At 39.2% G+C, this 26,140-nt stretch carries 17 protein-coding genes; 8 read left to right on the forward strand and 9 right to left on the reverse strand.

Going from position 1 to position 26,140, the window contains the following annotated elements; genetic code table 11:
* Positions 1 to 688 precede the first annotated feature (688 nt).
* The 9 genes from J2X77_RS12465 to J2X77_RS12505 all read right to left on the reverse strand — a co-directional run bounded on the left by J2X77_RS12465 (position 689) and on the right by J2X77_RS12505 (position 13,874).
* The gene (locus J2X77_RS12465; RefSeq protein WP_310080987.1) at positions 689 to 2,815 is read right to left on the reverse strand and encodes a hybrid sensor histidine kinase/response regulator; all 2,127 of its coding nucleotides are present in this window, start codon (positions 2,813 to 2,815) and stop codon (positions 689 to 691) included.
* A 287-nt stretch (positions 2,816 to 3,102) separates the two neighbouring features.
* Entirely contained in the window at positions 3,103 to 3,381 is a 279-nt protein-coding gene (locus tag J2X77_RS12470; RefSeq protein ID WP_070561781.1) for a DUF4342 domain-containing protein, read from the reverse strand.
* Between the two features lie 129 nt (positions 3,382 to 3,510).
* Positions 3,511 to 4,581: a glycoside hydrolase family 2 TIM barrel-domain containing protein gene (locus J2X77_RS12475; protein WP_310080990.1), complete on the reverse strand. Its 1,071-nt coding sequence runs from the start codon at positions 4,579 to 4,581 to the stop codon at positions 3,511 to 3,513.
* Between the two features lie 127 nt (positions 4,582 to 4,708).
* Entirely contained in the window at positions 4,709 to 5,353 is a 645-nt protein-coding gene (locus J2X77_RS12480; protein ID WP_209577406.1) for an HAD family hydrolase, read from the reverse strand.
* 186 nt (positions 5,354 to 5,539) lie between these two features.
* The gene (locus tag J2X77_RS12485) at positions 5,540 to 6,565 is read right to left on the reverse strand and encodes an endonuclease/exonuclease/phosphatase family protein (protein ID WP_209577409.1); all 1,026 of its coding nucleotides are present in this window, start codon (positions 6,563 to 6,565) and stop codon (positions 5,540 to 5,542) included.
* 7 nt (positions 6,566 to 6,572) lie between these two features.
* A complete protein-coding gene (locus tag J2X77_RS12490) occupies positions 6,573 to 7,952 on the reverse strand; it encodes a DUF5689 domain-containing protein (RefSeq protein ID WP_293938373.1) in 1,380 nt (459 codons plus the stop codon).
* Positions 7,953 to 7,963: 11 nt separating this feature from the next.
* Entirely contained in the window at positions 7,964 to 10,699 is a 2,736-nt protein-coding gene (locus J2X77_RS12495; RefSeq protein WP_209577411.1) for a TonB-dependent receptor, read from the reverse strand.
* 87 nt (positions 10,700 to 10,786) lie between these two features.
* Complete coding sequence (locus J2X77_RS12500; RefSeq protein ID WP_209577412.1) at positions 10,787 to 12,232, reverse strand: fimbrillin family protein; 1,446 nt, start codon at positions 12,230 to 12,232, stop codon at positions 10,787 to 10,789.
* 37 nt (positions 12,233 to 12,269) lie between these two features.
* Positions 12,270 to 13,874 carry a fimbrillin family protein gene (locus J2X77_RS12505; protein ID WP_209577415.1) on the reverse strand — a complete coding sequence of 535 codons (1,605 nt, stop codon included), beginning with the start codon at positions 13,872 to 13,874 and terminating at the stop codon, positions 12,270 to 12,272.
* Between the two features lie 158 nt (positions 13,875 to 14,032).
* On the opposite strand from J2X77_RS12505, the gene J2X77_RS12510 reads away from it, so the two are divergent.
* From J2X77_RS12510 to J2X77_RS12545, 8 genes are all read left to right on the forward strand, one after another.
* Positions 14,033 to 15,163: a clostripain-related cysteine peptidase gene (locus tag J2X77_RS12510; protein ID WP_293882514.1), complete on the forward strand. Its 1,131-nt coding sequence runs from the start codon at positions 14,033 to 14,035 to the stop codon at positions 15,161 to 15,163.
* 154 nt (positions 15,164 to 15,317) lie between these two features.
* Positions 15,318 to 16,019 carry a hypothetical protein gene (locus J2X77_RS12515; RefSeq protein WP_293882516.1) on the forward strand — a complete coding sequence of 234 codons (702 nt, stop codon included), beginning with the start codon at positions 15,318 to 15,320 and terminating at the stop codon, positions 16,017 to 16,019.
* 89 nt (positions 16,020 to 16,108) lie between these two features.
* Positions 16,109 to 18,079, forward strand: coding sequence for a DUF4836 family protein (locus tag J2X77_RS12520; RefSeq protein ID WP_310080996.1), 1,971 nt, complete (start codon positions 16,109 to 16,111; stop codon positions 18,077 to 18,079).
* Positions 18,080 to 18,253: 174 nt separating this feature from the next.
* Entirely contained in the window at positions 18,254 to 19,054 is an 801-nt protein-coding gene (locus J2X77_RS12525; RefSeq protein WP_209577423.1) for a tyrosine-protein phosphatase, read from the forward strand.
* 284 nt (positions 19,055 to 19,338) lie between these two features.
* On the forward strand, positions 19,339 to 20,922 hold the full coding sequence (locus tag J2X77_RS12530; RefSeq protein ID WP_209577425.1) for a DUF3843 family protein: 1,584 nt from the start codon (positions 19,339 to 19,341) through the stop codon (positions 20,920 to 20,922).
* Between the two features lie 294 nt (positions 20,923 to 21,216).
* The gene (locus J2X77_RS12535; RefSeq protein WP_209577427.1) at positions 21,217 to 21,771 is read left to right on the forward strand and encodes an RNA polymerase sigma factor; all 555 of its coding nucleotides are present in this window, start codon (positions 21,217 to 21,219) and stop codon (positions 21,769 to 21,771) included.
* Between the two features lie 57 nt (positions 21,772 to 21,828).
* Complete coding sequence (locus J2X77_RS12540; protein ID WP_209577429.1) at positions 21,829 to 22,788, forward strand: FecR domain-containing protein; 960 nt, start codon at positions 21,829 to 21,831, stop codon at positions 22,786 to 22,788.
* Between the two features lie 3 nt (positions 22,789 to 22,791).
* A complete protein-coding gene (locus tag J2X77_RS12545) occupies positions 22,792 to 26,130 on the forward strand; it encodes a SusC/RagA family TonB-linked outer membrane protein (protein WP_209577431.1) in 3,339 nt (1,112 codons plus the stop codon).
* The last annotated feature ends 10 nt before the right edge of the window (positions 26,131 to 26,140 follow it).

The following is a 26,140-nucleotide window of genomic DNA, read 5'->3' on the forward strand; positions in this document are numbered from 1 at the left end:
ATTGCCGTAACAGGTGGGAGAGTAGGTCGGTGCCTTTTTTTACACGGAAGCCCTTGCTGGAAACAGTCAAGGGCTTCTTTCGTTTAACTACCTCCGTGGCCGTCGACGGGGCTGGTCCATCGGCCATGCTCCGCAACCGGCACTGTCCTCAGTGACGGTCCACTTTCTATGTGCTATCATTCGTATTTCCAGTAGTTGCTACATGAATCTTCTATAACTGTATCCGGTTAAAAGATGTAAATAGTTTATTCGTTCCGGAATATAGTTTCATGATCGCCATAACGGTATAGCAACATTTTTCATGGACAGGAACTCGCTCTTCTGTGAGGTATATCAGCATAGTATCCATCTAGACAATCTAGCTTCAAGGGACAACATGGCTATAATCGTAATTTGGGAATACAGATTTTATGGCGAAATAATTCGTCATGGCCATATTGTTTTTCTATAATTGCTGTCACCATAAACTATTGTCCATATACAGAGCCGTTTCATCATCACTTTTCTGCTATTGTTTACTTTGGAGTCAGGCTAGTGGCCACTGTACTACGGATCGTTATCAATGATTGTAGCTTGGTCGGTAAGGGACAGGAAGATATTGGAATGGAGAGCATTTTCGGCTGATGGCAGCGCTGGCTGATTCTATGCCGTTGAAGATATAAGTATTAACGTGGGAAGATTATTTAATTTACGAAATGCGCGCAATGATTTCGGCAAGAATAGCTTTGTTTAAGGGTTTGGTCATAATGCCATCAAATTCATGTTGCTGGCCTTCTGGAGCCTGCATGGTTACCTGTGATTCGTCTGACGTTAATGCAATAACTTTACTATTCCATCCTCGCATAGGGTTGGTGTCTTTGACAGTATTTAGAATGTCCCAGCCCGTAGGACCATGCATTTTGAGATCGGTTATAATAATATCCGTTTTATTTTCTTTCAGGTAAGTTATTGCAGCAGTTGAATCTTGATAGATCTTTACATTTTCGAAATGTTGCAATGCTTGTTTTACAAATAGATTATTAATTGCATTATCATCAATAACGACAAAACTTAAATCTTTTGATAATTTGCTCAAATTTGTGATTGGTTTTCTGTTTTTCTTTTCTTCGGTAAATGGGACGACTAATGTAAATGTTGATCCTTTACCTTGTTGACTGTTAACACTTAACGTTCCGTTTAGCTGTGCAGCCATGAGTTTAGAAATATGCAATCCCAATCCAAAACTACTTTTGGATTTTTGATCAGTCATATAATACTGTTCAAAAATATGCTCTTGATCTTTTGCAGAAATACCCATTCCTGTATCGTTAACTACAATATGTAATTTTGATCCCTGATTTCTGGTGATATAGGCTTTCACTTCTATCGTCCCCTTATCCGTATATTTAATGGCGTTACTGAGGAGGTTGGAAACAATCTGTCTTACGCGATATGTTCCGCTTTTGATTAAGATGTCGCGATCGATATCAATGGAGCTAATAAGTTTTAGTCCTTTTTTATCTGCCTGTGACTGGAGCATTTTAATCACATTGAAGAGTAGTTGAGATGGTGAAAAATATTCGGCCTTTATTTCTAATGTACCAGACTCTAGCTTACCGAGATTTAAAATATCCTCAACGGTATCATTTATCACATGAATATCTTGTGTGATGGCATCTAATAAAATAGGATTGATCCTATTGCTTTCGGCGTTGTTTTTTAGTAAGTCAATAATGCTCACTAAAGAATTGACCGGTGTGCGTACATCATGACTTACATTGGCTAATATACTCGTCTTCTCCTTTGCTGTTTTCAAAGCGTAGTCTCTGGCAGCGGTCAGTTTCCGTTCATACACCAGTGTATTGTAGTGGTATGACAAGAGGAGTGTTACCATAATTATCATGAGAATAATAGAAGCGATAACCTGCTTTCCAAAAATGGAGGAGTTTTCACGATAAAGCTTGAAATCTCGAATTTCAGCAGCTCTTAACATTCCATCTTCATGAGTTTTAATTCGTAGCAATGCAGTACTAATCGTGTTGAATAAGTTGTAGTTAGATTGTAAAAGCTGCCTTTCTTTCTGCTGAAGCTCCATAAATGAACGGCGAATCTTACTGAAATCTTGGAGATGGAAAATCTCATTTTGCTCTATCAAATTTTGGATTTGGCTATGTATAGCTTTAATTTGGTTAACATTGAAATTTTGCTCCAGCCTATCTGCGACCAAGGTATCATTTTTGGCTTTGAAAATACGGGTGAATAGCTTCTCTTTTTTTCGAACTATCGTATCTTTCATGTTGACATTAAGAGCAGTATCGCGCAATATTTTGTTGACAACTGAATCTGCAAATATTCTATTATTTCCTGGACGGATGTTTTTATTTGTTTTGGTTAAGAGCGAAAGAGAGTCTTTCGCAAGAAAAATCATGTTGTCAACAGATTTTTTAATGCGTGCGAACTCATCCGAGAGGGAAATATTTTGTTCCAGGGAAGTATTTGTGGAGAAAATAAGTCCTTTTTGTGAAGATAATTCCGATAGTGAATCAATATAAAACCTGAGCGTATCCAAACTATTGCTGTAGTTCTTTAAATTTTTGGCACTAAAATCCACGGTGTAGGAACGAAACGCATTTCCGGAGTCGTTATATGATGAGAAGAGTTCATAAAAAAGATTTGTCAATTCATTCTTAGAGCTGTATGCTTTATTTAGACGGGATTCGGTTTTTTGGTATTCAATATATTGATAGGTAAATATCGAACCGATATAAGTCAAGGAAAGAATGAGGAAGGCAATTAAAACTGTCCTGATAATAAATAATTTTCTACTGTTTTTCACGTTATTGTTCTTTCACCCCAATAAATTAACTATAGCCTATTTTGTTTAGTTTGGAATTCAAATTTAGCACTAAAAAACCAAATCCAATTGTAAGCTTGTAGACAGGGAGCTACTTTTTGGAAATCTTATGTCATCTTTTGACTGAAAGCTAGCGTAGAGAGATCATTTTGATCATTTGCGGATGAATAGATGAAATTGTACTGTATGGATATATGCCGAGAATTTTATAAAAGAAGGGGCTATCCAAAAATTGGATAGCCCATCTTTGTAGGTGATAGTATAGTATTTTATTTGAGTTCAATCATCTTTTGATTTGCATGCTCTTCTTTTACTTCTTGAAGAATTGCAATTTCAATAGGTGCAATCAAACTTAGAATAATCAATGCAATAAAAGCTACAGGGAAAATAATTCCGATGATTACAGCTAAAAGCAGGGAAATATTTAAGTATTCTTGTCCATTCTTGGATGAAACTTTTAAACGGGAGCTTTTGAAGGAATCAAAAAGATCTTGAAAAACTTTAGTAATTGTTTTACTGTTGATGCTGAATGTCGTTTTAGTTGCCATGATGTTTATTTTTTTAAATCTTTATTTCTTATTTGATGACTCAAAGATAGGACGGAAATAGCGCACTGACCACGCTCATTAGGCCAATCTCGAAACAATCTCGGTAAACACCCGGCTTTTGTCGGTCAACTATAGACCGACGTGTTCTGTTTTTGATTTAGTAGGTCCCGATGGACCCTGTTTATACGCTGGATCATAGTTCCATTCAATATGGTCGGTTAATATCTTGCCATCTTTCGGACGTATTTTCGCTTCCACTGTATTTTTTAGCTTCACGTTTTCGAAGATGTAATGTACATTGGTCTGACCAATTTTGGCGCCTTTGATAAACTGTCCATTAACTATCAATGTAGGCTCACCTCTGTTGGAATAAACTGTAACAGCTGTGATTTCATTCCCTCTATTCATCATACGGCGTTGTGTGATATATAATACAGGTTCTTTGCTCCAGTTGGCTTTGTACCAATAAAAACCATCCTTCTTCAATTTACGGTCAAAGGACACCAATCCTTTATAATTTCGGGGATTGACATTGAGTGCGGTGATCGGCGTCGCAAAATCAAAGGTATTCCAAACATAGGAGCCTAAGAAAATCGGACTTTTAGCGATTACTCCCCAATGGACTTCATGGAATTTGGTGGCATATTCTTCGGGGAAAAAGGCAGGGTTGCTCCATTGATTGCCAAAGTTACCAATTTCTTCGGCCTGATCTTCGGGAATCGCTTCGGCACCATATTCCGAAAAGATGATTCGGTAATCTTTAAATGCTTCACTGATTCGTTTTGCCCAGGAGGCGACATCGTCGTCTTTGGCTGATTTATCTTCCAGTTCGCCGTTGTACCATCCAAAATAATGGTTGATGCCTTGCACGTCTGCATTGTTGTTGACCGGGTGGTCGATGACATTATAACCGCTGACAGAAACGGTATATCGGTCCGGATCTTCGGACTTTGCCAGATCATTTAATTTTGTGGTGAGATCAACGGTGTAGGCCGTAGGTGTATACACTTCGTTGTGCATGCCCCAGATATAAATCGACGGATGATTGAAATTTTGTCGAATCAGTTCTTTCAGTTGTTGTTGCACATTATTCTCTTCTAATGTCGTTACGCGGTTCACAAATGGAATTTCGGCCCAGATCAATAATCCGATACTGTCGCATTTTGAATAGAAGTATTTCGATTGCTGATAGTGTGCCAAAAGCGGGGTAACCTCAAAACACAAAACGAGCAATTAATGGATGCGAAAATGTAGTCACCTGCTTTAAAAAAAGCGGCATCTGGATCACGATTGATTTGAGTGCCGCTTTTCTTTTTATACTATACGATTATATAATACCTAGAAGCTCTTCTGGGCTGTGGATAATGTATTGGGCACCATGTTCCTTTAATTCATCTTCATCGCGAAAACCCCATGTCACGCCTATGGCTGTTACCCCGGCATTATTGGCGGTATCCATATCCACAGATGAATCGCCTACATAAAAGCATTCATGTTTGCCGACGCCCAGTGTTTGGAGGCTGTCTAAGACAATCGCTGGATCTGGTTTAGCTGGATGACCAGCGCGATGTCCCAAAATAAGGTCAAATTGAAGATCGGAGAAATATTGCTGCATCAGCGGGAGGACTGCCTCGTGGTACTTATTGGACGCTACGGAGATGAGATAACCTAAGGATTTCAATTCTTGGAGCAGCGGTATAATTCCGGTATATGGTTTTGTGTGTGTTATGGGTTTTTGCTCGTAATAGCTCTTAAAAGCGGCAAGTACGAGCGGCATCGTCTGTGGGGTTCGTGCTTCTTCGGGTAATGCCCTTTCGATAAGTTTCTCCACCCCATTGCCTACAAATTTCTTATAGGCTACGAGTGGATGAGTTGGATATCCATACTGTTGCAGAACTGCGTTACAACTGTCTCCAAGGTCTTGTAATGTATCTAGTAGTGTCCCGTCTAGATCAAATATGATAAGCTTCATGATTTAAATCTAGTAAAAAATTGCGTTTTAACTATGGTATAATAGTGCGATTAAATGGTAGTTTATATTTTGTGTATAATGATAGATTCCTGAAGACTGGCGATATCAAAAAAAGATAGGAGCTCGTATATAAGGAGCTCCTATATTTAAGTCCGTTTAAGAAGAGTTAATCGGATTTCATTTATATTATTTTACCAGAAAGATCAATGTTGGAAAGTGATCCGAGTAGCCATTGATAAATACGCCGCCTGAAAATGTCCGGTGCGGGTAACCTTTGTTGCGTCCTTCCTGTTGAACCAGAAAGTCTCTATTGAAGATTTCTGCTTTGACGAAACGTAAGCCTTTGTTTTTATTATCCAATAGTGGCCTGGAAATAATGATCTGATCAAAGAGGTTCCATTGCCCCTGATAACCCAGTGATCCAATTCCCTTATCGTAAAACTTCCACATGGTATTAAACAATCCTTGAGTTGGTACATCTTGTGGGTTTTTCTTGGCCTGCAAGACATCCTTCACGCTTTTATCTTTGGGGTCATCATTCAAATCGCCCATGATGATAATCTTGGCCTCCGGATTTTCACGATATAGGGAATCACATATCCCTTTAGTAATACCTGCGGCGAATTCGCGAAGTCCAGAAGATTTATTGCCATAACGCGAAGGCCAGTGGTTAACAATGATATGCACTGTATCGCCAGCAATAGTTCCGGATATTAAGAGCTGATCACGCGTCTTGAACCCGGGATTTTCCGGTAAATGAAAGGAATATGCCTGATCGCGATAGGGGGTAAAGAATTCTGGATTATAAAGGAATCCAACATCCACACCACGGCGGTCAGGGGAGTCATGATGAATGATCTTTAATCCCAGCTCACGGAGTTGGGGATCTCGTGTAAGATCTTCCAGAACCCGGCGGTTTTCAATTTCGGCTACGCCTAAAGCTATGGGCCCGAGGTTTGAACTCGGCGAACCAATAGCGCGAATTGCTCGCGCCATATTTTTAATCTTTTGCTGGTATTTGGCTTCTGTCCATGTGTTGGCACCCTTTGGCGTAAACTCATCGTCATTGATGGAAGAATCTTTTACGGCGTCATATAAATTCTCCAAATTGTAGAATGCGATGGGGTAAACCCGACGGTTGGTTTGTGCGAAACTCGGATTTACAGCAAATAAAAGGAGAAGTAAAATGCAGCTGATGTGTTTATAGTTCATCTTTCATCTATTTAGTAACGATAATCGTGTTGTCTGAACCGCTTCCGCCAGTTGCGCTTACGATTTTAATATTATCTAAACGGAAGCCAAATGCATTGTCCGCGCCAGTCATTATAAATTCGACGGTACTTGTTGCTGCAGGTGTAATGTTAGGAATACTGACCGTGTAATATTTATTACGGTCATCTGTTGAGGTGATCGCTACTGGTGTGCTTGGAATTGTATAAGTTGTTCCGTTTACCTTCACCTTCATGGCATTAAGGTTGGTCGCTTCACCAATATTGTAAATATTAGGAACGAGCTGATAACTCAATGTAAGGTCCGTTTTGTTGGCCGTTTGTATTCCAGCGATTTTCAGTGTAATATCTTTGTTTGCCGGAAGCCAAACCGAGGCACTGATTCCTGTCGCTGTTCGAATATCGGCGGAATTGCTTTCTTCGGTGTAGGTCACCGGAGCTTTCATGTCGAAATCGGTGAAATCTGCAATTTTTGGACGGTTGCCACTTGGATAAGTGCCATTGCCAAATGTTTCACTGAATAGTGTCCCTCCGGTTTCGGGATCAGTCGGTGTTGTTCCCGCATCTGTACCATCAAAGTCAATAACATCTGTCTTGTCACGTAAGAAGAGCTGCCAACCACCATTGTAACGACCTAATATTCCGACTAGTGTTCCGTTTCCTTTAGGAAGGATCTCTTTAGCAAAGGTAGAGAAGTTGCTGTTGCGAACATCCAATGTTTTGGCATTCGCATCTTTGACGACTTCGCTGACAGTAGCGGTTCCACCTGCGAAGGCGTTAATGCCGCCGTTGTTGAAGCGTACATTTTTAATAATGACCAATTTGTTGACCATTGATGCGTCTAACTTGGACAGGTCGACTTCCAACGGCGTTAAATTAGCTGCATCAGACCACTTATTTCGTAGTACATGCTCTTGAAAAACAAGCCACGAGATACGATTCGCATTGGTTCCGCTAAAACCAATTTGCAATTCACCACCATATTTGACCATGGATAAACCCTTTAGGTTAACGTAAACTTCTTGGCCAGCTCTAAAGGATGAATAAACGCTGTTTTGATCGACGCCGATATTAATGGCTGCAGTTTCGTCCTGAATGTATAGCTGCTTGTAGATATTTCCCGAAATATCGTTACCTGTGACAAATGCTTTAATAATTAAATCTTCTTCAATTACTTTTGGATCCACAATGTTAGCATATTTTTCTTTTAATGCTCCTATTGTGATGTTAGCACCTGGACCACTGTATATGGGTTCAGTCAATGGCGGCTCAGTATAGTCGCGCTTACACGCATTGGTAAATAGGATAAGTCCGACACAGATGACTGATAACATCGTGGTATAGACAGCTTGTATATTTTTTTTATTCATGATTATTGAAGTTAAAATCTATAGGATACATTCAAAAAACAGTTGATCCCCTGCATATAATAATATTTCGAATTAAACTTATTAGGTGCGGTAATGTCCAGGCGTGCATTTTCGTAACCGCCTGTTCGAATGTTTTTGTCGTTTAATACGTTATTGACAGCCAAATTGAAATTGATTGATTTACCACGATCTTTTAGGTATAAAATCTTTCCGATAGAAAGATCTACAGTCGCACTGTTCTTAAATTTCTCTTGATGCGTCAAATTTTGGTATGCCTCGTAAAGTTCTGCATCATCCGGACTGATGGTCGAATAGTCGGACATCAACTGGCGAAGCGGTGCTTTGGCTAAGTACATATCGCCTGCATAGTTTACATTGGCACCAAAGAACCAATAATCGACAAAATAGCGGAGGCCAAATGTTCCTGTTGTTTGTGGCATTCCGCCAACATAATAATTATTAAGATATACTGTTTCACGTACATTAGTCGCAGGAATACCATTGATATATCCATTTTCAGAGTTCATGACCCCCATTGGATTATTACTATAGTAGTATTCGGCTTTTGTAGCAGCAAGATCAATACTCCAGTTGTTATCGATCTTGTATGTTAAGCCTAACTCAACCCCCCTATGAATTTGATCCATATCTTCTAAACCGTGGTTGATAAATGTACGTGCAGCATCGTTGTAATAACTTTGACGGCTAATTAGATCCGTAAAATTAGTCTGAAATACCGACAAGCGTCCATTTAACTTTGGCAAGGAGAAAATATAGCTAATATCTGTTGAGAAGATCTTCGCACTTTTTAAGTCCGCTAAGGTGAAGTCACTTACACGTGGTGAGACGTAGGCATCATTGGCCAAAGGAGCCTTGGTTTGGTAACTGATTTTCGCATTCAACAAATGACGTCCATTGAATTTGTAGGTCATCCCCCCTTTAAATGCATAGTCTACAAAATGATGCTCCTGTCCTTTTCCATAAGAATCATTTGGGAAACGTCCATTTTTCATATAACCAATCCGTTCAAAACTGGTATAGGAAAGTTGTGTCCCGTAGAAGAAATCGATATTCGAATAGCTGTATTCATTTTGTAGCCAAGCATTCGCCGACTTCATATTGATATTGAAGCGGTAACCAAATGTATCACCCTCACGAGCTTTAAAGTCTGGATTTAACAGGTTATTCTGGGCTGGTAAAGCTCCTTGTCCAAAATCCTGTTCTGCGTATTTATCGGTGTCCAATACATATTCGGCACCTAACAAGTCGTCTACTGTTTTATATTGCTGTGATTGTGAGCCTTTAACTGCAATGCCTGCCGTTAACTTTGAATGTTCGTTAATGGTCTTGTTTAACGTCGAATTGAAACTACTTTCCAGCAGGTCGCTGTGACGTTTTTCGACCATATATAGTGCTGAAAGCTCACCTTTCATTACCGCTTCCTTGTTTTGATTATATAAACTAGCCCAGTCGACTTGAGATACTGCTTTGGATTTCCATGCTTCGGTATATTTGTCAATATCCTCTTGCTGTGTATAGTAGCTAGGTAAATTGCGGTAGTAGTCAGGCCTTGGGTCTTTTGCTCTGTACCAGTTTAATGCAGTACTGGCATATTTGCCATAATGCAGTGATATACCTGTAGTCAGTTTTGTGTTCGGATCGATTTTCCAGATATGTGAAAGGATTGCGGTAGGGTCGTAAGCCGTTACTACACGCGAATTCCTGATTTTTCCATCTTGGTAACCCCAATTGGGGTTGTATAGGTTATTGTCGAGGAGATCGTAGGCTTCCTGAAAGGAGCCTGATTGTTGACCGCGCTCTACGGGTGAACCAAAGGTAACTAGGGATAAGCTGTGTTTTCCTTGTTGGAATTGTTTTTCAATCGACAGGGCATAAGAGACATTCTTGTAGAATGTTCCTTCTACATAACCTTTATCGGCATAACGACCACCGATCAACCCTGTAAATGCCCAGCCATTGTCCATGAGACCGGTAGAATAGCTCAGCATGCCGCGGCTATAGTAATTCCGGTTGGTATAGGTAGCTGTTGCCTTTGCGCCTTTCGCAAAGGTGCTTGCACGCATGTTGATGTTTTCAGAGCCGCCAATGGAGCCGAATGTAAAAGTCGAGGCATCCATGGCGTTGTCTTCGTCACCATTTCGGGTCAAATCATTGATGGCTCCGATGGAGGCGTAGTTGAAGACACCACGCAACTGGTCATTGAAATGTACACCGTTGATATATTTTTGTTCGTATCGGTTGTTGTATCCGCGAAGGCGGAAACGGAACTGTGAGAGCTGATAACCAATTTTGTTAACGTATACGTCATTGGAAAGGATAATTTTGGCCGAAATGTTTTGATCGAAAGATTCGTTATCATCATCCAATAAATCATCTGCAGCCATGCTCAGTTGTACCATATTATCATTGTCAGTACTTGGAAGAACATAAATGTCTTCCATTTTGAGCAGACCGGAGGTCGGGATTTGAACAGTAATTTTAGTTTCTTGGATGTTACCGCCCGTGATCAGGATGGTTTCCTCGCCTGAATTTAACTTCGGTAGATTGAAGTTTCCTTTGGAATCCGTAACCACTGTTTTTTGATTTTTTTCAAAGACGAGACGTACATTGGAAAAAGGTTCTTTGCTCAACTGATTGCGTACGATACCCTGTACGTTGGCCTTTTGGGCAAAGATAGGGGTACTGGCCGCCGATAAGAGCGCAAAAAGTATGTATTTTTTATACATAGCTTGAGGTTAAAAAGTGAAATGTATTTAGCTAACAAATGCAACACATGATGGATGTGTTGCATTTGAAGATGTTTTTATTGTATTTTATTTTTGGCCTTTTAAGACGATATTATCGATGCGGACACCAACAGTATTATTTGTAACAGTTGTTGTTAATGTAATTTTAGAGCTAGCAGGAACTGATGTTGCTGCGGAAAGATCAACCTCTACCGTGTAAAAAATATTTGCATCATTATTTTCTTTCGATAATACTTTGGAAGTTGGACTAAATTTTTGTCCATTTAAATCTATTGAGAGATCTTTGATGTCGAATTTTGTACCTGCGTTAAACACATTAGCGGCGATATCAAATGTAAGTTTTAATTTGGATGATTTTTCGGTGTTAATGTTGCTAATAGCCAATTCAGCATCTTTATTTGCCGGTAGCCATACGTGGTTTGTTAAGTTATCTCCCGATTTTAATACGCGAATATCAGACACCGCAAATTGATCTGTATAGGTTACAGCCGTATTTGACCAGCCTGTAAATGCTGCGATCTTCGTATTTGATGAAACTATTGTTGAACCAAAATCTTCAGTATATAATGTCTGCTCAACGGGATCAGTTGTGCCACCGCCATTTTCTTCGTCTTTCCCGATAGTATAAGACCCCGAAGGTACATCGGTCCAGTCAACAATACTTCCTGAAGCTACAATAGCTGTATTGTTGCCTGCTTCCTCCTGTAAAGTAATGTTATAGCTATATTTTTTACCAGCTTCGTAAGTTGTTGATGATGGTAAAGTCCACGTATAGATTTCATTGCCAATTTTGAATTCAACTTTTGCTCCAGAAATGTTGGCGACAGGCAATAAGATGGCTTCTGCTGATGTAGTGGTTGTTCCAGCGGTTGTTTTTGCTTTGATAGCCGCCGGGTTAGTGCCAGCAGCTAATGTACCTGTTGCAAGGTCGAAATTTGCAGTTGTATTGAATCCATTGTAAGTTACGGTAAGACCTGATAGGGAACTAACGCCAGTTCCGGCCGCAATCGTCAATTCAATTTTACTTAGTTTGTGGCTAAATTGTAATTGGGCGTTTGCTGTATTTTTATTGGCACCAGTTACATTATTAGCATATAATAAGTCGATTTTATTTTGTTGACTTTGATCGCTTACATTGACTGGGTAGACATTGTTGCTGATGGTTGTTTGATAAGGGTAGTAGGCAATGAAATCTACGTTGGAACCATCAGCAGGATAAGAGATTTCTTCGGTAGTGCCATTCGCTTTGAAGTTTCCGTCTCCACTCGATGTAACATACTGTTTGTTGCTTGCCAATGCATTGCTTAGGCCGCTGCCGGTTTTCATGAAAACACCGATAGCATCGTTGCTTTCCCAGTTTGCTCCAGTTGCTTTGGTCGTAACTTGATTGGAGATTGTTGACGAAAAAGTTACCGCTTTAGTAATTTCTTGTTCTGAAACAGGTGCCTTTTGGCAGGAACTTGTAATGGCTGCTGCTGCAGTCGCTAGGAATAAAAGTTGGTTTACTTTCATAATTAAAATGAATTGATATGACTAAGTCGTTTATTAATTATTTCCAAATAGAGGTGTTAATATTTGCTTTTTGAGCGTCATTGAGATCGGGGAAGAACATGAATCCTGTAGCCTTTTCAAGGTCGCTTACCGATAATCTATAGTTTTCAAAGGTTACTCCAGAAGGTGGGGTTTCATTATTTATCTTATAGGCAATGGTATAATATTCGGATCCTTTTTTCATTGCTAGTGCTTTGAAGTAATATTTGGGTTTGGCGATATCTTTGCCATCATTGTCCTGCGCGAAATCCAATACTGTATTGGTACTTGTTGTAGGCATTGCTCCTGTTACGACATACATCGTATCACACTGTGCCGTCCAGGTTCTGACTTTCGTTTCCAGGTTTGCCCAAATACCTTGGTTCAGACGTGAAGCTTGTGCGGTCATGTTGGTGAAGTAAAACGTTGTTTTATTTTGGGTTGTATTTAAGTTGCGGTCCGCACTTGGTAATTGGTGTCCTCTGTCGTAGCCGCTTGGCTTGAAACCATTAAATAAATTAGGTTGAAAAGCCGTAGAGACTTGCGGATCATATCCCCATGCATCCGTGCGATTGCCCGATCCCAAAATGCTGCTGTATAACGGATAAGCTACCCAATACGCCATTTTTAATTTTTTGTCATATAACATCGCATAGTTTCTACTGTCGCTGGCGTCCGGCATAAAATGCTGTATAAAAACCTCATCATTGCTGAGACTGTTCATCTTGGGAATTTCTAGATAGGCTTGTGAATCACCGACTCCACCGCTCGGTTTACCGTTGTCGATTTTGATGTCAAAGCTGTATCTGTTACCTGCGGTCAGTTGCTTTAGGTTTTGATTTTGTGGTACCGTCCAGGTATAGCTATCGCCATTAGAAGCAACAAACTTAATTGCCTTTCCGGTGATATCTTCACCCGGAAGGAGTAGAAATTCAATTAAAGCTGTTTTATTAGCATTTACCGTTAATTTTCCCTGAACATCTTTTTTCTCCGTTGAATTCACCGTCAATTTTCCAGATGTTAAGTCGAATCCCCCTTGCGTGCTTATTGCTGGTAATTTAACCGTAACTTGATTTGCCTCCAGTACAGCGGTATTGGTAATGGAGAGATGAATACTGATTTTACTCAATTGCCTTACAAAGTTAAGCGGGATGGTGTTGTTACTTTTATCGATGTTTTTAGCGTTATTTGCGTACATCAGATCTAAAGCTGCGGGATTGGACTGATCACTTAAATCAATTGGATATTGAAAATCTGTTAGCGATTTATACGGATAGTATGCGATGAAATCCACTTTTTCAGCGTTTAAGAAAATTGAATTGTTGCTTTGAAAGAGCGAACCATTAAAAGTGAACAAGTGATTGTTGACCTGGTCGATAACAGTCGCTGACTCCAACGGTTGACCTGATCTGTACATGTATACACCGATTTGGTCATTCTGTTCCCAGGTAGTTCCGGTAGCTTTTGTGTTGATTTGGCCGACGATGGTGGGGGTAAATTTTACTGCCGGCTGCTCGATTCGAGATTCAGGCTTCTGACAGGAATTAAATGTAAGCGATGCAATCATAAAGCAAGCTATTCGCAACATATGCTGTTGTGGAATAGTTATGATCTTCTTAATCATATTGATAGTTAGTGTTTGTTAATAAAGTAATGGCAAAAATACTTAAGTTAAGTTAAATTAATATGAAGTCTTCGTATTCTTTTGTGTAAATAATTATTTTATTGATGTATCAGTTTGATTTTTAGATATATTTGTTACTGTTTTTAAGTGTTTTTACTATGAATTTGATTATGTTCCGCGTATTGATGGTATTGTCTATTTTATCTATGACGCTGTTAAATAGTTGCAATGACAAAAGAGACAAGTTAATGGAGAGCGATAGCCGTGTGTTGTTGGTTTATATTGGTGCTAATAATAACCTGGTTTCAGATGCTTATAACAGCATCAATGCAATGGAAGAGGGGTTGGTTGGATTGGACGCCGATGTTTATGTATATGCCTCTTTGGCGGGCACCACGCCCAAAATCTACAAAATTGTAGCCGATCAAAGTCAAGAAATTAAAAGTACAGTCATCAAATCATATGGGGATCAAGATTCGGCAAGCCCCCAAGTAATGAAACAAATCCTATTGACTATGAATGCATATGCAGGCAGTCGTCCAGTAGGGCTTGTGTTATGGTCACATGCAACAAACTGGCTGCCAAATGTTGGTGTCAAATTGATGTCTTTTAACGAAGACAGGGGAAGCAAAACTGAACTCAGGGATCTGCAAACGGTTATTCCTTCTGGGCTTGACTTTTTAATGTTCGATGCCTGTTCCATGGCGAGTGTGGAAGTCTTATATCAGCTTCGGGAAAAAGCTAAATATACGATTGCTTCACCAGCTGAAGTGTTATCCACTAGTATGCCTTATCATTTGGTCTTGAAAGATTTATTTGATCCTAATCTAGAGCGGGGGCTGAGGTCTGCAGCGGCAACATATTTTAATTTTTATAATCAGTTAACAGGCCTCTATCAGTCTGCTACGATAGCTGTAGTGAATAATGCCTATTGGTCGGATCTTGCAAACAACGTCCATATTGCACTGAATAAATCCCCCCTGACAACGGTATATCGCGACAACTTACAGCGACTGGATTTTGACGAGAAGTCTTTATCCGCTGGTTTTGATTTTCTTGATTTTGTGCATCAGAACATGTTGCCCTCAGAGACAACAGCTATCGAGGCTACAGTTTCGAAATTGGTTATCTATAAGGCGAATACGGCCAGGTTTCTGGGTAAACCCATTTTGCGGTACTCCGGACTGTCCTGTTATGTCCCTAATGATTTAAATAAGTGGATACATCCCTATTATAATACACTGCAATGGTCTAAAGATAGCGGCTTTAATTCTTTCGTGAAGGAGTAGGTTTAATATATGTATTCTCATTTTTCCCTGAATTCAGGTAGTGAAATGCTTTCGCGACTTTAATAATTTTGTCAATAAGAAAAAATAGCACAATGTTTGCTGCTGATGTAAAACATATATTGATTTGACAAATTATTAATCGTACCGAGTTCTAATGAATGGATTTAAAGCAAAAAGAAAATTGAGAAGATTCTATGGCGTGATTTGTGCCTTTTTAATGACTTTGACATTGTCAAGTTGTTTTGATTTTGTTGAACAGATTGATTTAAAATCAGACGGTTCTGGGCATATTGCGGCGACATTAAATTTGAGTAAAAGTAAGACGAAGGTGTCTTCTTTAATGAAGATGAAAAGTATAAAGGGAATCCGAATACCTTCTCAAGCCGAAATGGAGAAGGAAATTCGATCTGCTGTTCAGTTATTGAAGCAGACTAAAGGTATTTCTAATGTAGCGTACAAGACGGATTTTACCAATTACATTGTTAATATTTCCTGTGATTTTAGCCAGATTGAATCGTTGAATGCTTTTTCGGATATCTTGGCAAACCGTTTTAAAACTAAGATATCGAATTCGAACCGATATTATTATCATGCGCAATCTCATGTATTTGAACGCAAATTTGTGGCTTCCAATGAGTGGAAAGCAAAATTCAATCAGTTGGGAAGCGACAATACAACCCAGTTTGCAGACGCATTCTATACACAGATCGTACGTTTTGAAAAGCCAGTAATCTCTCAGGGAAACAGTTTGGCAAAGGTTGCAGGAAATAAAAAAGGGGTACTGCTGAAGTTGCCTTTTATGGATCTGGTGTATGGTAAATCGAGTTTGGCGAATAAAATCACACTAACAAAATAACCTCATAATAGGGTGAAAACCGAGACGTGCTTAGCGCATAAACTGCAAATGAACAACAAGTCCGGTTCAGCTGAAAAATTATTTATAAGATGAAATCAAAATTTATATTAGTTGCATTCGCCTGTTTGTCCTTCGGGGCAAGTGCTCAGGCGCAGGACCTAATCAAACAGGTCCCCGAAGATGTGGAAGTGATTGCTGCTTTCAACCTGAAAGATATTGTACAGAAAGCAAATGCGAACAAACTGAACGAGTTACTTCAAAAAGCGGGTTTTTTTGAAAAAGCTGGTATTTCTGCGAACAATGATATCAAAAATTTAGGCGTCGACCTTTCTAAGCCTGCTTATTTTTATACCAGGAAAACTGATAGTATTAGTTTTACGGAATTCTTATTTTCTTTGAACAATAAGGGGCAATTTGAACAATTGCTCCATGCAGCCGGTGAACCAAAAGCATTTTCAAATGGCTACAGCAGCGTCAGTCTCAAAGCGGGCAGCATGTTGGTCTATAACGATCATATTGCTCGATTTATTTCGGCGACGGCAAATCCCACTTTTTTCGATAATGATTCAATCGCTGGTCGGTATGGTATTAAGAAGGTAGACTATATCGCACGTCCGGCCGATGACGAGGACGCCTGGGCAGATACTACAGTGGTGGCAATGGATTCCGCAGCGGTCGTGTGGGATGAGGCTGTAAAGCTTCCTGAGCAGGTATCGCCTCCTGTTGCTATCGATGTAGACCCGGATACCGTTGAATTAGCTGCTGCAGAAATTCAGCCGCCGGTAGTGGATGTTGTTGGGAGTGAAGAAGTTGAAATGCATGACCCGAGTTACTATGATTCACTTTATACAGCATATGAAGATCAAAATCGAAAAAATGATTCTATCCGCAATGGCTTACTTGAAAAGTGGTTGTTGAACGAAGCTAACCGGTTGCTTGCAGGGAATTACAAGTCCCTATCAAGTGCTGATCAGGAGAAAGTTCAGAAAAACATGGGACTTATTCGCTTGTACGTTCCCCGTGTAGAGGATCTTTATCGTGGCCTTACTCCGTATACCTCACTTCCTTATTATTACATGGGGATTAAGCTGGATAAGTTCAAAACCGGATATCAAGATGGTATATTGGATTTTGCGCAAGAAGGAAGTGTGCTGAAATTAAAAGGTTCTATTGGATTGGATAAAGGGCTTGCTGAGATGTCCAAAAGAATGTATGCTAAAAAGCCTAATGCTAAGTTTAATAAATATTTGACCGATAAGACTTTAGGTTTCTTCAATGTGAATATTAATTCGGAAGCTTATCTGACAGAAATGCCGGCCTATATGGCAAAATATTATGGTGGTTTGCTGGGGCCGCAACAGGATGTTTTAGAATGGGGGCTGATGGCGCTCGAAATAGCACTAGATGAAAAAGCAATTGCTCAAGTAATGCCGGGCGACCATCTTGTAGTTGTTAACGGTCTTCGTAAATTCAAGAAAGACTACATCGATTATACTTATGACGATGATTACAATGCAACCGAAGTGAAAAAGACCAAAGAAGAAACACTTCCTGTATTTATTTGGATGTTTACATCAAAGGATCAACGCTTGATCAAAAAAGGCTTAGAAATGGCTGTTTCAAAGCATGTTGGCCAAGTCCATGATGGTATTTATGCATTTTCAACCAAGAAAAATGTGGATGTTCCAATGTATGTTCTTCTAAAGGAGGATTTGGTTATGGTCAGTAATGATTCTCTGTCTTTAAATGACATCCGTCAAAATAAGATGAGTGGTCCAACAAACAAAGATTTCATCAAGCTGATGAAGCAAAATAAGATGTCGGCGGCGATGGATTTAAAAAAGCTGCCTGATATGTTAAAGGAAATGGGTGTTTCACCAGGGAAACAATGGGAAGAAATGTTGACACAACTCAATCAATATGGCAGTACTGCAATTACTTCCAAAGGAATCGTAGGCAACCGCGCTGAAGTTGAAATGTCTACACGGTTACCTCAGACAAGCGATGGCGCAGTCAGTTATTTAATGGATCAGATTATCAAAGAATTAAATAAAAAGTAACTAAAAGGCGGTCAAAACAAATTTATTACACTATTGTTTTGATCAATTTTGTAATATTATGGTTATATTTTCATAATGTTAAAATAATATTAAGTTTATTTGGCTTGTTTATGGTACATTTGGTGTTTAACAAACTACTTTAATAGACTAACTAAACGATTTATACAGCACAATATGGGGATATTTTCAAAACTGTTTGGGAAAAAAACTCAGGATTCAAAAGTAAAGGTTGTGGGAAAATTGGCCTTCTTGGAAGTGGATATGCACAACCATATTCTGCCTGGAATAGACGATGGAAGTCAATCTATTGAGCAATCCTTGACACTGTTGAAAGGACTTGGAAGGATGGGCTTTGAGAAATATGTCTGTACACCGCATATTATGGATGGTGTACATCCAAATTCAATTCGTACGATTGAAGCGGCTAAGGGTAAGCTTTTAGCTGGTATGAAGGGGCTCCCTAATATGCCGGAAATCCATTCCGCTGCAGAGCATATGATTGATGACGGTATTGTAAATCTCATCCAATCGAATGAGTTGTGTGTTATGCCGGGGGGATATGTATTGATCGAGATGTCCTATTTACAAGAATCCAAAGCGCTATTTCAAACCATATTGGATATACAAAATCTGGGCTATCAACCTATTTTGGCACATCCAGAGCGTTATAACTACTATCATTACAACTTCAATATGTATAAGCAGATCAAGGATGCAGGGTGCATGTTACAGCTTAATTTGCTCTCAATTAGTCGTTATTATGGTGTTGAAGTGAAATCTACAGCCTTAACTATGATTAAATCGGGGATGTATGATTTTGTAGGAACAGATGTACACCACGAACGGCATTTGGCGGCCCTGGAAGATGTTGTGGCCAAATATCCGGTACGTGATTTATTGAAAACATGCGCTATTTTGAATCCTACGTTGCAAGATCATTTTGGTGATAGTAAGAATGTGATTGCTACAGGGTGATTGACAGATCCCTTTTAACTTTTAATAAAAAGAAGAGATATCTATTTGGGTATCTCTTCTTTTTATTTGTGGCAATTTTATTCTTTTGGCGGGTATAATTTCTCGAATTACGCTAATTGCAAGTGCTTCAGTGGACAGTGTTAGTAAATTATACCTCGAATAGTTAGGTATCTTTTGCTATTTGTGACTGCTTTAACCACAGTCTACTATTTTAATTGATGTTTATATTTTGCCCATATGGATATTTCGAAAATTTGGCTACTTTTGGTTTTAGCATTTTTCATATGAGAGGAAACAGAATTTTTATTCAAGATTGGATTGCACACCACACTTATCAAAAAACAAATGAAATAGATAGTTATTATTTACGTGTTGCAAATGAAATCAATGATAGTTTATCTACGCTTTGGTTTGAGGAGCAAGAAACGAATGATCTAATACATACAGATACTTTAAAAACATTGAGTATCTATCTGACCTGTTACTTAGAAGATGTTATCGCAAAAACAGGAATTTTTTCCGCATTTAGAACAATCCATACAGAACTGTATAATCAACTTCTACCTTTCTATACTGATGATGCCTTGACAGATTATTACGCCGAGGATATTAATAGCGAAGATATTGCTGTATTGACTTGGTTGTTTTTCAGCGAACGTAATCCACATTTGTTTATCGATCCACGTGGACGTTTGATTCAGTTGATTACAGATTTGGCCTATTCAATTTTGGAAGAGCATTATGAGGTTGCGCCTGAAAATGAGAAGTTAAAGCTAGAATATGTTTTGGAAGAAGGTGCGAGTTATTTTGACGTCCGTAATTTTATAGAGAAACTTGTTGCTACAAATTACCTGACGGCGGGCGAATATAATACCAATTTGAATCATTTGATGCAAGTTGCTGAGATTGGACGATATCAACACGACCAAAATCAATTACAACAGATGATCTATCGTGTGCGAGACAACCACTTCAATAATTATAGACTACATTTGTTTGCATTGAAGGCTTCTGAATTTGTCGCTGAGGTGATAGGAAAGGAACATGCGCTATACCGTATTGTCAAAACGCTAGGTAACCGCATCAATAGCTTTTTTGAATATGTAAAGACAGACGAGCTGTATGTGCATGTAAAGCATATCGGCACAAAAACTCCGTTTAAGATCTTTAAGGACTCCATACAGCAATTTGTTGAGCCTACAGAAACGTTATCTTTCTACATGGAAATTGTACCATGGAAAGATGCCTGGAACTTATCTGGAATCATGACCGTTGTTAACCCCGACGAAGTAAATTTTGATTTACCTGAGCAGTATGAGATGACGTATCGTATTGAGGCATTGAATGGAAAGGATAAGAGCTTAAAGAAAACTGAAAAGCAGCTGAAAGATATGGGCAAATTATTCCAAGCAGAACATAAGGCAGCAGTTGCGTTTATGGAAGGAAAAGAAGTAAAGGAATTTGCAACTGATTTTTTTAAGAAATATCAGCAAAAATATCCCAGTAAAGAAGAATCCCCGCTTCCTGAATCAAACCTGGATCTTACAGAAGATGCTAAAGTGACGGTTTTCTTTAATCCTAAAACTGGTTTGGAAGTGTTCGGCGGCATAGAAGAATTTTTTCCATTAGATACTAACAGCTTTATAGTGAAGGATAGTGAGGAAGAACTGCCTTATGCACGGTATTTCTTGAATCTTTTGGTTGAAGATTTCTTTCCAAGCGAGTTACCTAAGTATTATATTAATCTATTTAAGGCAGAGGTGGATAAGCAATTTTTCTTTCCTGTGAACGATAAGGTACTTGATTTCTTTCTCCGTTTCTATAAACGCGGAACTTACTTTTTAGGACCATTTCCGTTATTAAAATAGCTCGTGTAGTCTGCTATAAAATTACAGGACCATAAAAAAAAGTCTCCTTGCTTATTGCAAAGAGACTTTTTTATTTCCAGCTTGTCCAGGATGTATAAGGTTATATGATTCAGTGATCACAGTATTTTTAATGGAGCGCCGATTACCCATTGTGTTAATTTAATATAAATTCATTATAATTAAAGTGTTATCACTTGTAAAACTGCGATTTATAGGTCGTATATGATGTGCGTCTCATGGTATATTTTAAAAAATTCTCACTAAACTTGTAGGATCAATTATAAGTGATGAAGAATGCCTATTGAAAATAATAATGTCCTGGATTTTAAAACATTCTTTTTGCTGTACAAGGATAAAGTGTATAAATATGCTTATTTACACCTTAAAGAAGAACCAGCTGCCGCAGATTTGGTACAAGAAGCCTTCTCCCGCATTTGGAAAAAATGGGAAGAATTGGATGGTAATAAAAATCCACAGTCTTATCTCTATACGATTGCCCGGAACCTTGTGTTTGACGAATTGCGGAAACAAAAGGTCAGATTCCAATTTCAGGCTACAGATATCGATTGGACCAAATTGGTAGACAATTCGAATGAGGAAGCAATTCGGTTTAAAGATTTGGAGCGAGTTTATCGTGAGGCCATTTCAAAACTCCCAAAATCGCGACTCGAAATCTTTTTGTTGAGTAAAGAAGAGTTTTTGGATAATCAGGAAATTGCAGATAGGCTTGGGATTTCCGTCAATACCGTCCGTGATCAATTGGTTAAGGGCAACAAGTTTGTTCGGCAATATATTCTTGATCATTTTGAGATTTCAATAGCCCTATTGATTTTTTTAAAAATTTTTTAGAACCGCATCGTCTTTCGGTCATCTAGGTACGTATATGTATTTAAAGATGGGCATAGAATGATGAATTCCAAAATAGCTGCTTTATATAAAAAATTCCTTAAGGGAGAACTTAGTCCCGAAGAAAACGCCATATTTCTTGATTTACTGACTTCTTGTGACAGGGATGAACTTCCAGATGTCGAGGAGATAGTTTCGCTGGACAATCGCGATTGTGAACTAAATAAAACGACTTCCGAGGATATCTTCTTTACAATTACAGGTTCGTCATTGACTCCGCGCTTAATACCTATTTGGAAAAGACGGTGGTCTGTCATTTCCGCCGCTGCCTGTTTACTTTTAATCGGTCTTGCTGGCCTCTTCCAATTTAAATTTAAGGGCCAACAAGAGATTAATAAAGTTTCTGAAATTGTTCATTATTCCAATCCGACAAAATTTGTTAAGCAGCTTGTATTGCCCGATGGTACACATGTTTCTCTTCGGCAAGGTGCACATATTGAATTGTTGTCAGATTTTGATACAGACAGTTTACGTCGGATTAAGCTTTCGGGGGAAGCTTTTTTTGAAGTAGCTAAGAATGCTGAACAACCTTTTGTAATCGCCAGTTCTGGCGACTTTGATGTACGCGTATTAGGCACCGCATTTAATTTAAATTGTTCTGAAGGACGTAGCAGTCTCGTGTTGAGTCATGGTAAAGTACGGGTCTCACGTGCCGGGCAATATTCATTTGTTACCCCTGGCCAAAAAGTCGCCTACGATATGCGACAAAGACAATTTAATGTTGCCAAAGCGGATACGAGCATTGCATCGAACTGGAAGAGTGATCTCTTGTCATTTAATCAAGTTCCACTCATGCAGATCGTAGCCGATCTAAATAATCTTTATCCCGATAGTCATCTTGAATTAATCGATTCCTTCCGGACTGAAAGTTATACGGGTTATCTACCTGCTAGTGATTTAGAAAAGTCACTCAAGATGCTTAATACCGCATTTAATCAAACAATTATCTATAAGAAGTAATTTATGAAAAGGACCAATTACTATTTAAAACTTATGGGAAGTGCACTGCTCTTTCAGTCGCTCGCACTTCATACCTTGGCCTCACAATTTTCTACCAGTGAAGGGATTGGGAAACTCCTCACGCGAATGGAACAGAAATTTAACGTCAAATTTGGTTATGATGCTTCTATCTCGAACCAAAAGATCAATGAAGCCGCCGACCTTGATAAACTGAAAAAGGAGCAAATCGTTCAATTTATACAGACCATTTCTAACGGAAATCTTGAGGTCAAAAAAATTGATGAGAAGCTTTATGTGATCTCGAGGAAAACGGGCAACGATACTAAGGTTAAAAACGAAAAGCCGGTTTCTAATGCAGCCAAAGAGATCCGAGGAAAGGTTGTCGACCAAGAAACGGGGCAGCCTATCGCTGGAGTCACGGTACGTGTTAAAGGCAGTACACAAGTAACAACGACCGATCAGCAAGGCACTTTTCGATTTGCAAATGTGGCAGACGATGCCATTTTATTGATCTCCTATATTGGTTATCAGACAAGTGAAGTATCCGCTTCAAATGCTGATGTTATTAAGTTAGGCAAATCTTCCGAAGAGCTCGGTGAAGTTGTTGTAACGGCACTGGGTATAAAGAGAGAACAAAAAGCACTGGGATATGCAACGCAAAGCATTAAAGGTGATGATCTGACGCGTGTAAAGGGGGTTGATGTAGGAACCACATTGACCGGACGTATTTCGGGTGTCCGTGTTTTGAACAGTACGGAGTTTAACAGTACACCCCAAATCCAAGTAAGGGGACTAACACCTATTTTGGTGATCGATGGTGTCGCCTATGAAAATCTTACCCTACGTGATGTGCCGGTAGATAATATCGAAGATATGAACGTTCTGAAAGGTGCAACCGCAACGGCCTTGTACGGTAGCATGGGGGCTGGTGGGGCCATTATGATTACGACAAAAAAGGGACTTGCGGAAAAAGGAACGGAGATCTCCGTCAATAGCAATAACATGTTTTTTTCGGGTTATCTAGCTTTGCCCGAGGTACAACATGGTTACTCTTCAGGTGAAGGGGGAAAGTTTAATAATGATGATTATGTGTGGGGAGATAAACTGGATATTGGGCGTACAGCCAAACAATGGAACCCACAGACAAAACAACTAGAAGAGATGGAGTTGCTTTCCCGGGGCAAGGACAATTTTAAGAATTTCCTTGAGCCGGGATTTATATCCAATAACTCCGTGAGTTTTACCAATCAGGGTGAACACGGAAGTATTAGAACGTCGATCAATCATATCTATAATAAAGGGCAATATCCAAACCAAAAGCTGAATATGACAAACATGTCTGTCGCTGGGCAGACCAAGATTAGCGAAAAAGTTGATATAGAAACGCGCCTTGCCTATAACCGTCGTTCAGCAACAAGTAATTTTGGCGCAGGATATAATGATCAGGGATATATTTACAATATTCTCGTCTGGACTGGGCCTGAGTATAATTTACAGGATTACAAAGATTATTGGTTGATTAAAGATCAATCTCAAAATTGGATGTATAAAGCCTGGTATGATAATCCATATTTAACGGCCTATGAGAAGGTTACCCCTGAGCTGGTTAATAAGATGAACGCTGCCTTGACCTTGAATTATAAGGTTTCTGATTGGGGGAAACTGATGGTACGTACAGGATATGATTATTATGGACAAAGACGAGAGCAACGCAATCCAATGGGCATTTATGGTACGAGGGGGGGATATTCCGGCTTTGACAGTAAAGGAAAGTATTGGATGCAAAATCAGGATGGTTTTAGTACAACAAATGACGTAATCTTTACAGCGAAAAAGAAAGTTGGTGATTTTGGCTTCGACGGATTAGTGGGCGGTGCTCTTTTTTATCGACGTGACAATGCCGTTACAGCTACGACAGTCAATGGGTTATCGATTCCAGGTTTTTACTCACTTCGAAACTCAATTGATCCAGTGTCGACTGTTGAAAGTAAAACAAAAGAAATGGTCAACAGCACCTATGGACGCCTTTCTGTCTCCTGGCGTAATGCTGTTTTTGTAGAAGCGACAGGACGTAACGATTGGTCTTCGGCTTTATCTAAAGAACAACGTTCCTATTTTTATCCTTCAGTTTCAAGTAGTATAGTCGTAAGTGATCTTATAGGAAATAAGCCAGCTTGGTTGGATATGTTTAAAATCCGTGGATCTTGGGCCGTTACGAAGACAGTACCTTCTCCATATGAAATAAACCAGGCCTTTACAATTAGCAACAATGTGTGGGATGGATTGCCAACCGCTTCTTATCCGAATTCAATCAAGGATTACTCCATATCACCTACGCAGCGCGATTTAACAGAGTTCGGTTTTGATTTTGGATTATGGAAAAATCGATTCTATGGTAATTATACCCGCTATTATCGTCTACTACATAATGTAACAACTTATGCAACCATATCGGGGTCATCAGGCTTTACTTCGCGGTTAATTAATACGCAAGAGGAGAAAATGACCAAAGGTCATGAAATTACATTGGGTACAGCTGCTATCAAAAAGGAAAATTTCCAATGGGATATTATTTTAAATATGTCGCAAAACTTGGAATTCTTCCACAAGCTTGATCCTGTTTATTCTGCAGATGCATTATACGTTAAAACAGGAGCTAGGACGGATTATATTACAGTAAAGGATTGGGAAAGATCGCCTGACGGTCAGATTGTTAACAATGCTTCGGGAATGCCAATATCTGCAAAATATGCTGCTCAGTTGTATGGTTATACTGCCCCAAAATGGTTCGGTGGATTGACAAATCAATTTCGTTACAAAGACTTCTCGCTTTCTTTGAGTGTTGACGGTCGAATAAAAGGAATGTCTTATTCAGGTATGAACGCTCGTTTATGGCAGACGGGTGCGCATCCTGATTCAGACAATCCATATCGTTACGAAGAGGTCGTTAATGGTAATAAAACGTTTGTTGCACCTGGTGTGAAGATCGTTTCAGGAGGTGTTACGTATGATAAATACGGACAAATTGCAGAAGACACGCGTGTTTTTGCAGACAATGATAAAGTAGTTTCTTATGAGACCTATTGGAAATCTGCGTATTCTGGAAGACGTAATTATTGGGATGAGACATTTATTAAACTTCGCGAGCTATCGCTCAATTATCGCGTCCCTGAGAAATTAGCATCTAAATTTAAAGCTAAGCGTGCCAGTGTGGGGGTTACTGGGCAGAATTTGCTTCTTTGGACAAAAGAATACCGTTTTTCTGATCCAGATGTAGGTTCAGAAGATTTGAACTCACCATCTATGCGTTACATAGGTTTTAATTTAAATGTAACTTTCTAAAAACCAGTAA

It is taken from the genome of Sphingobacterium sp. 2149 (assembly GCF_031455655.1).
Taxonomy (GTDB): domain Bacteria; phylum Bacteroidota; class Bacteroidia; order Sphingobacteriales; family Sphingobacteriaceae; genus Sphingobacterium.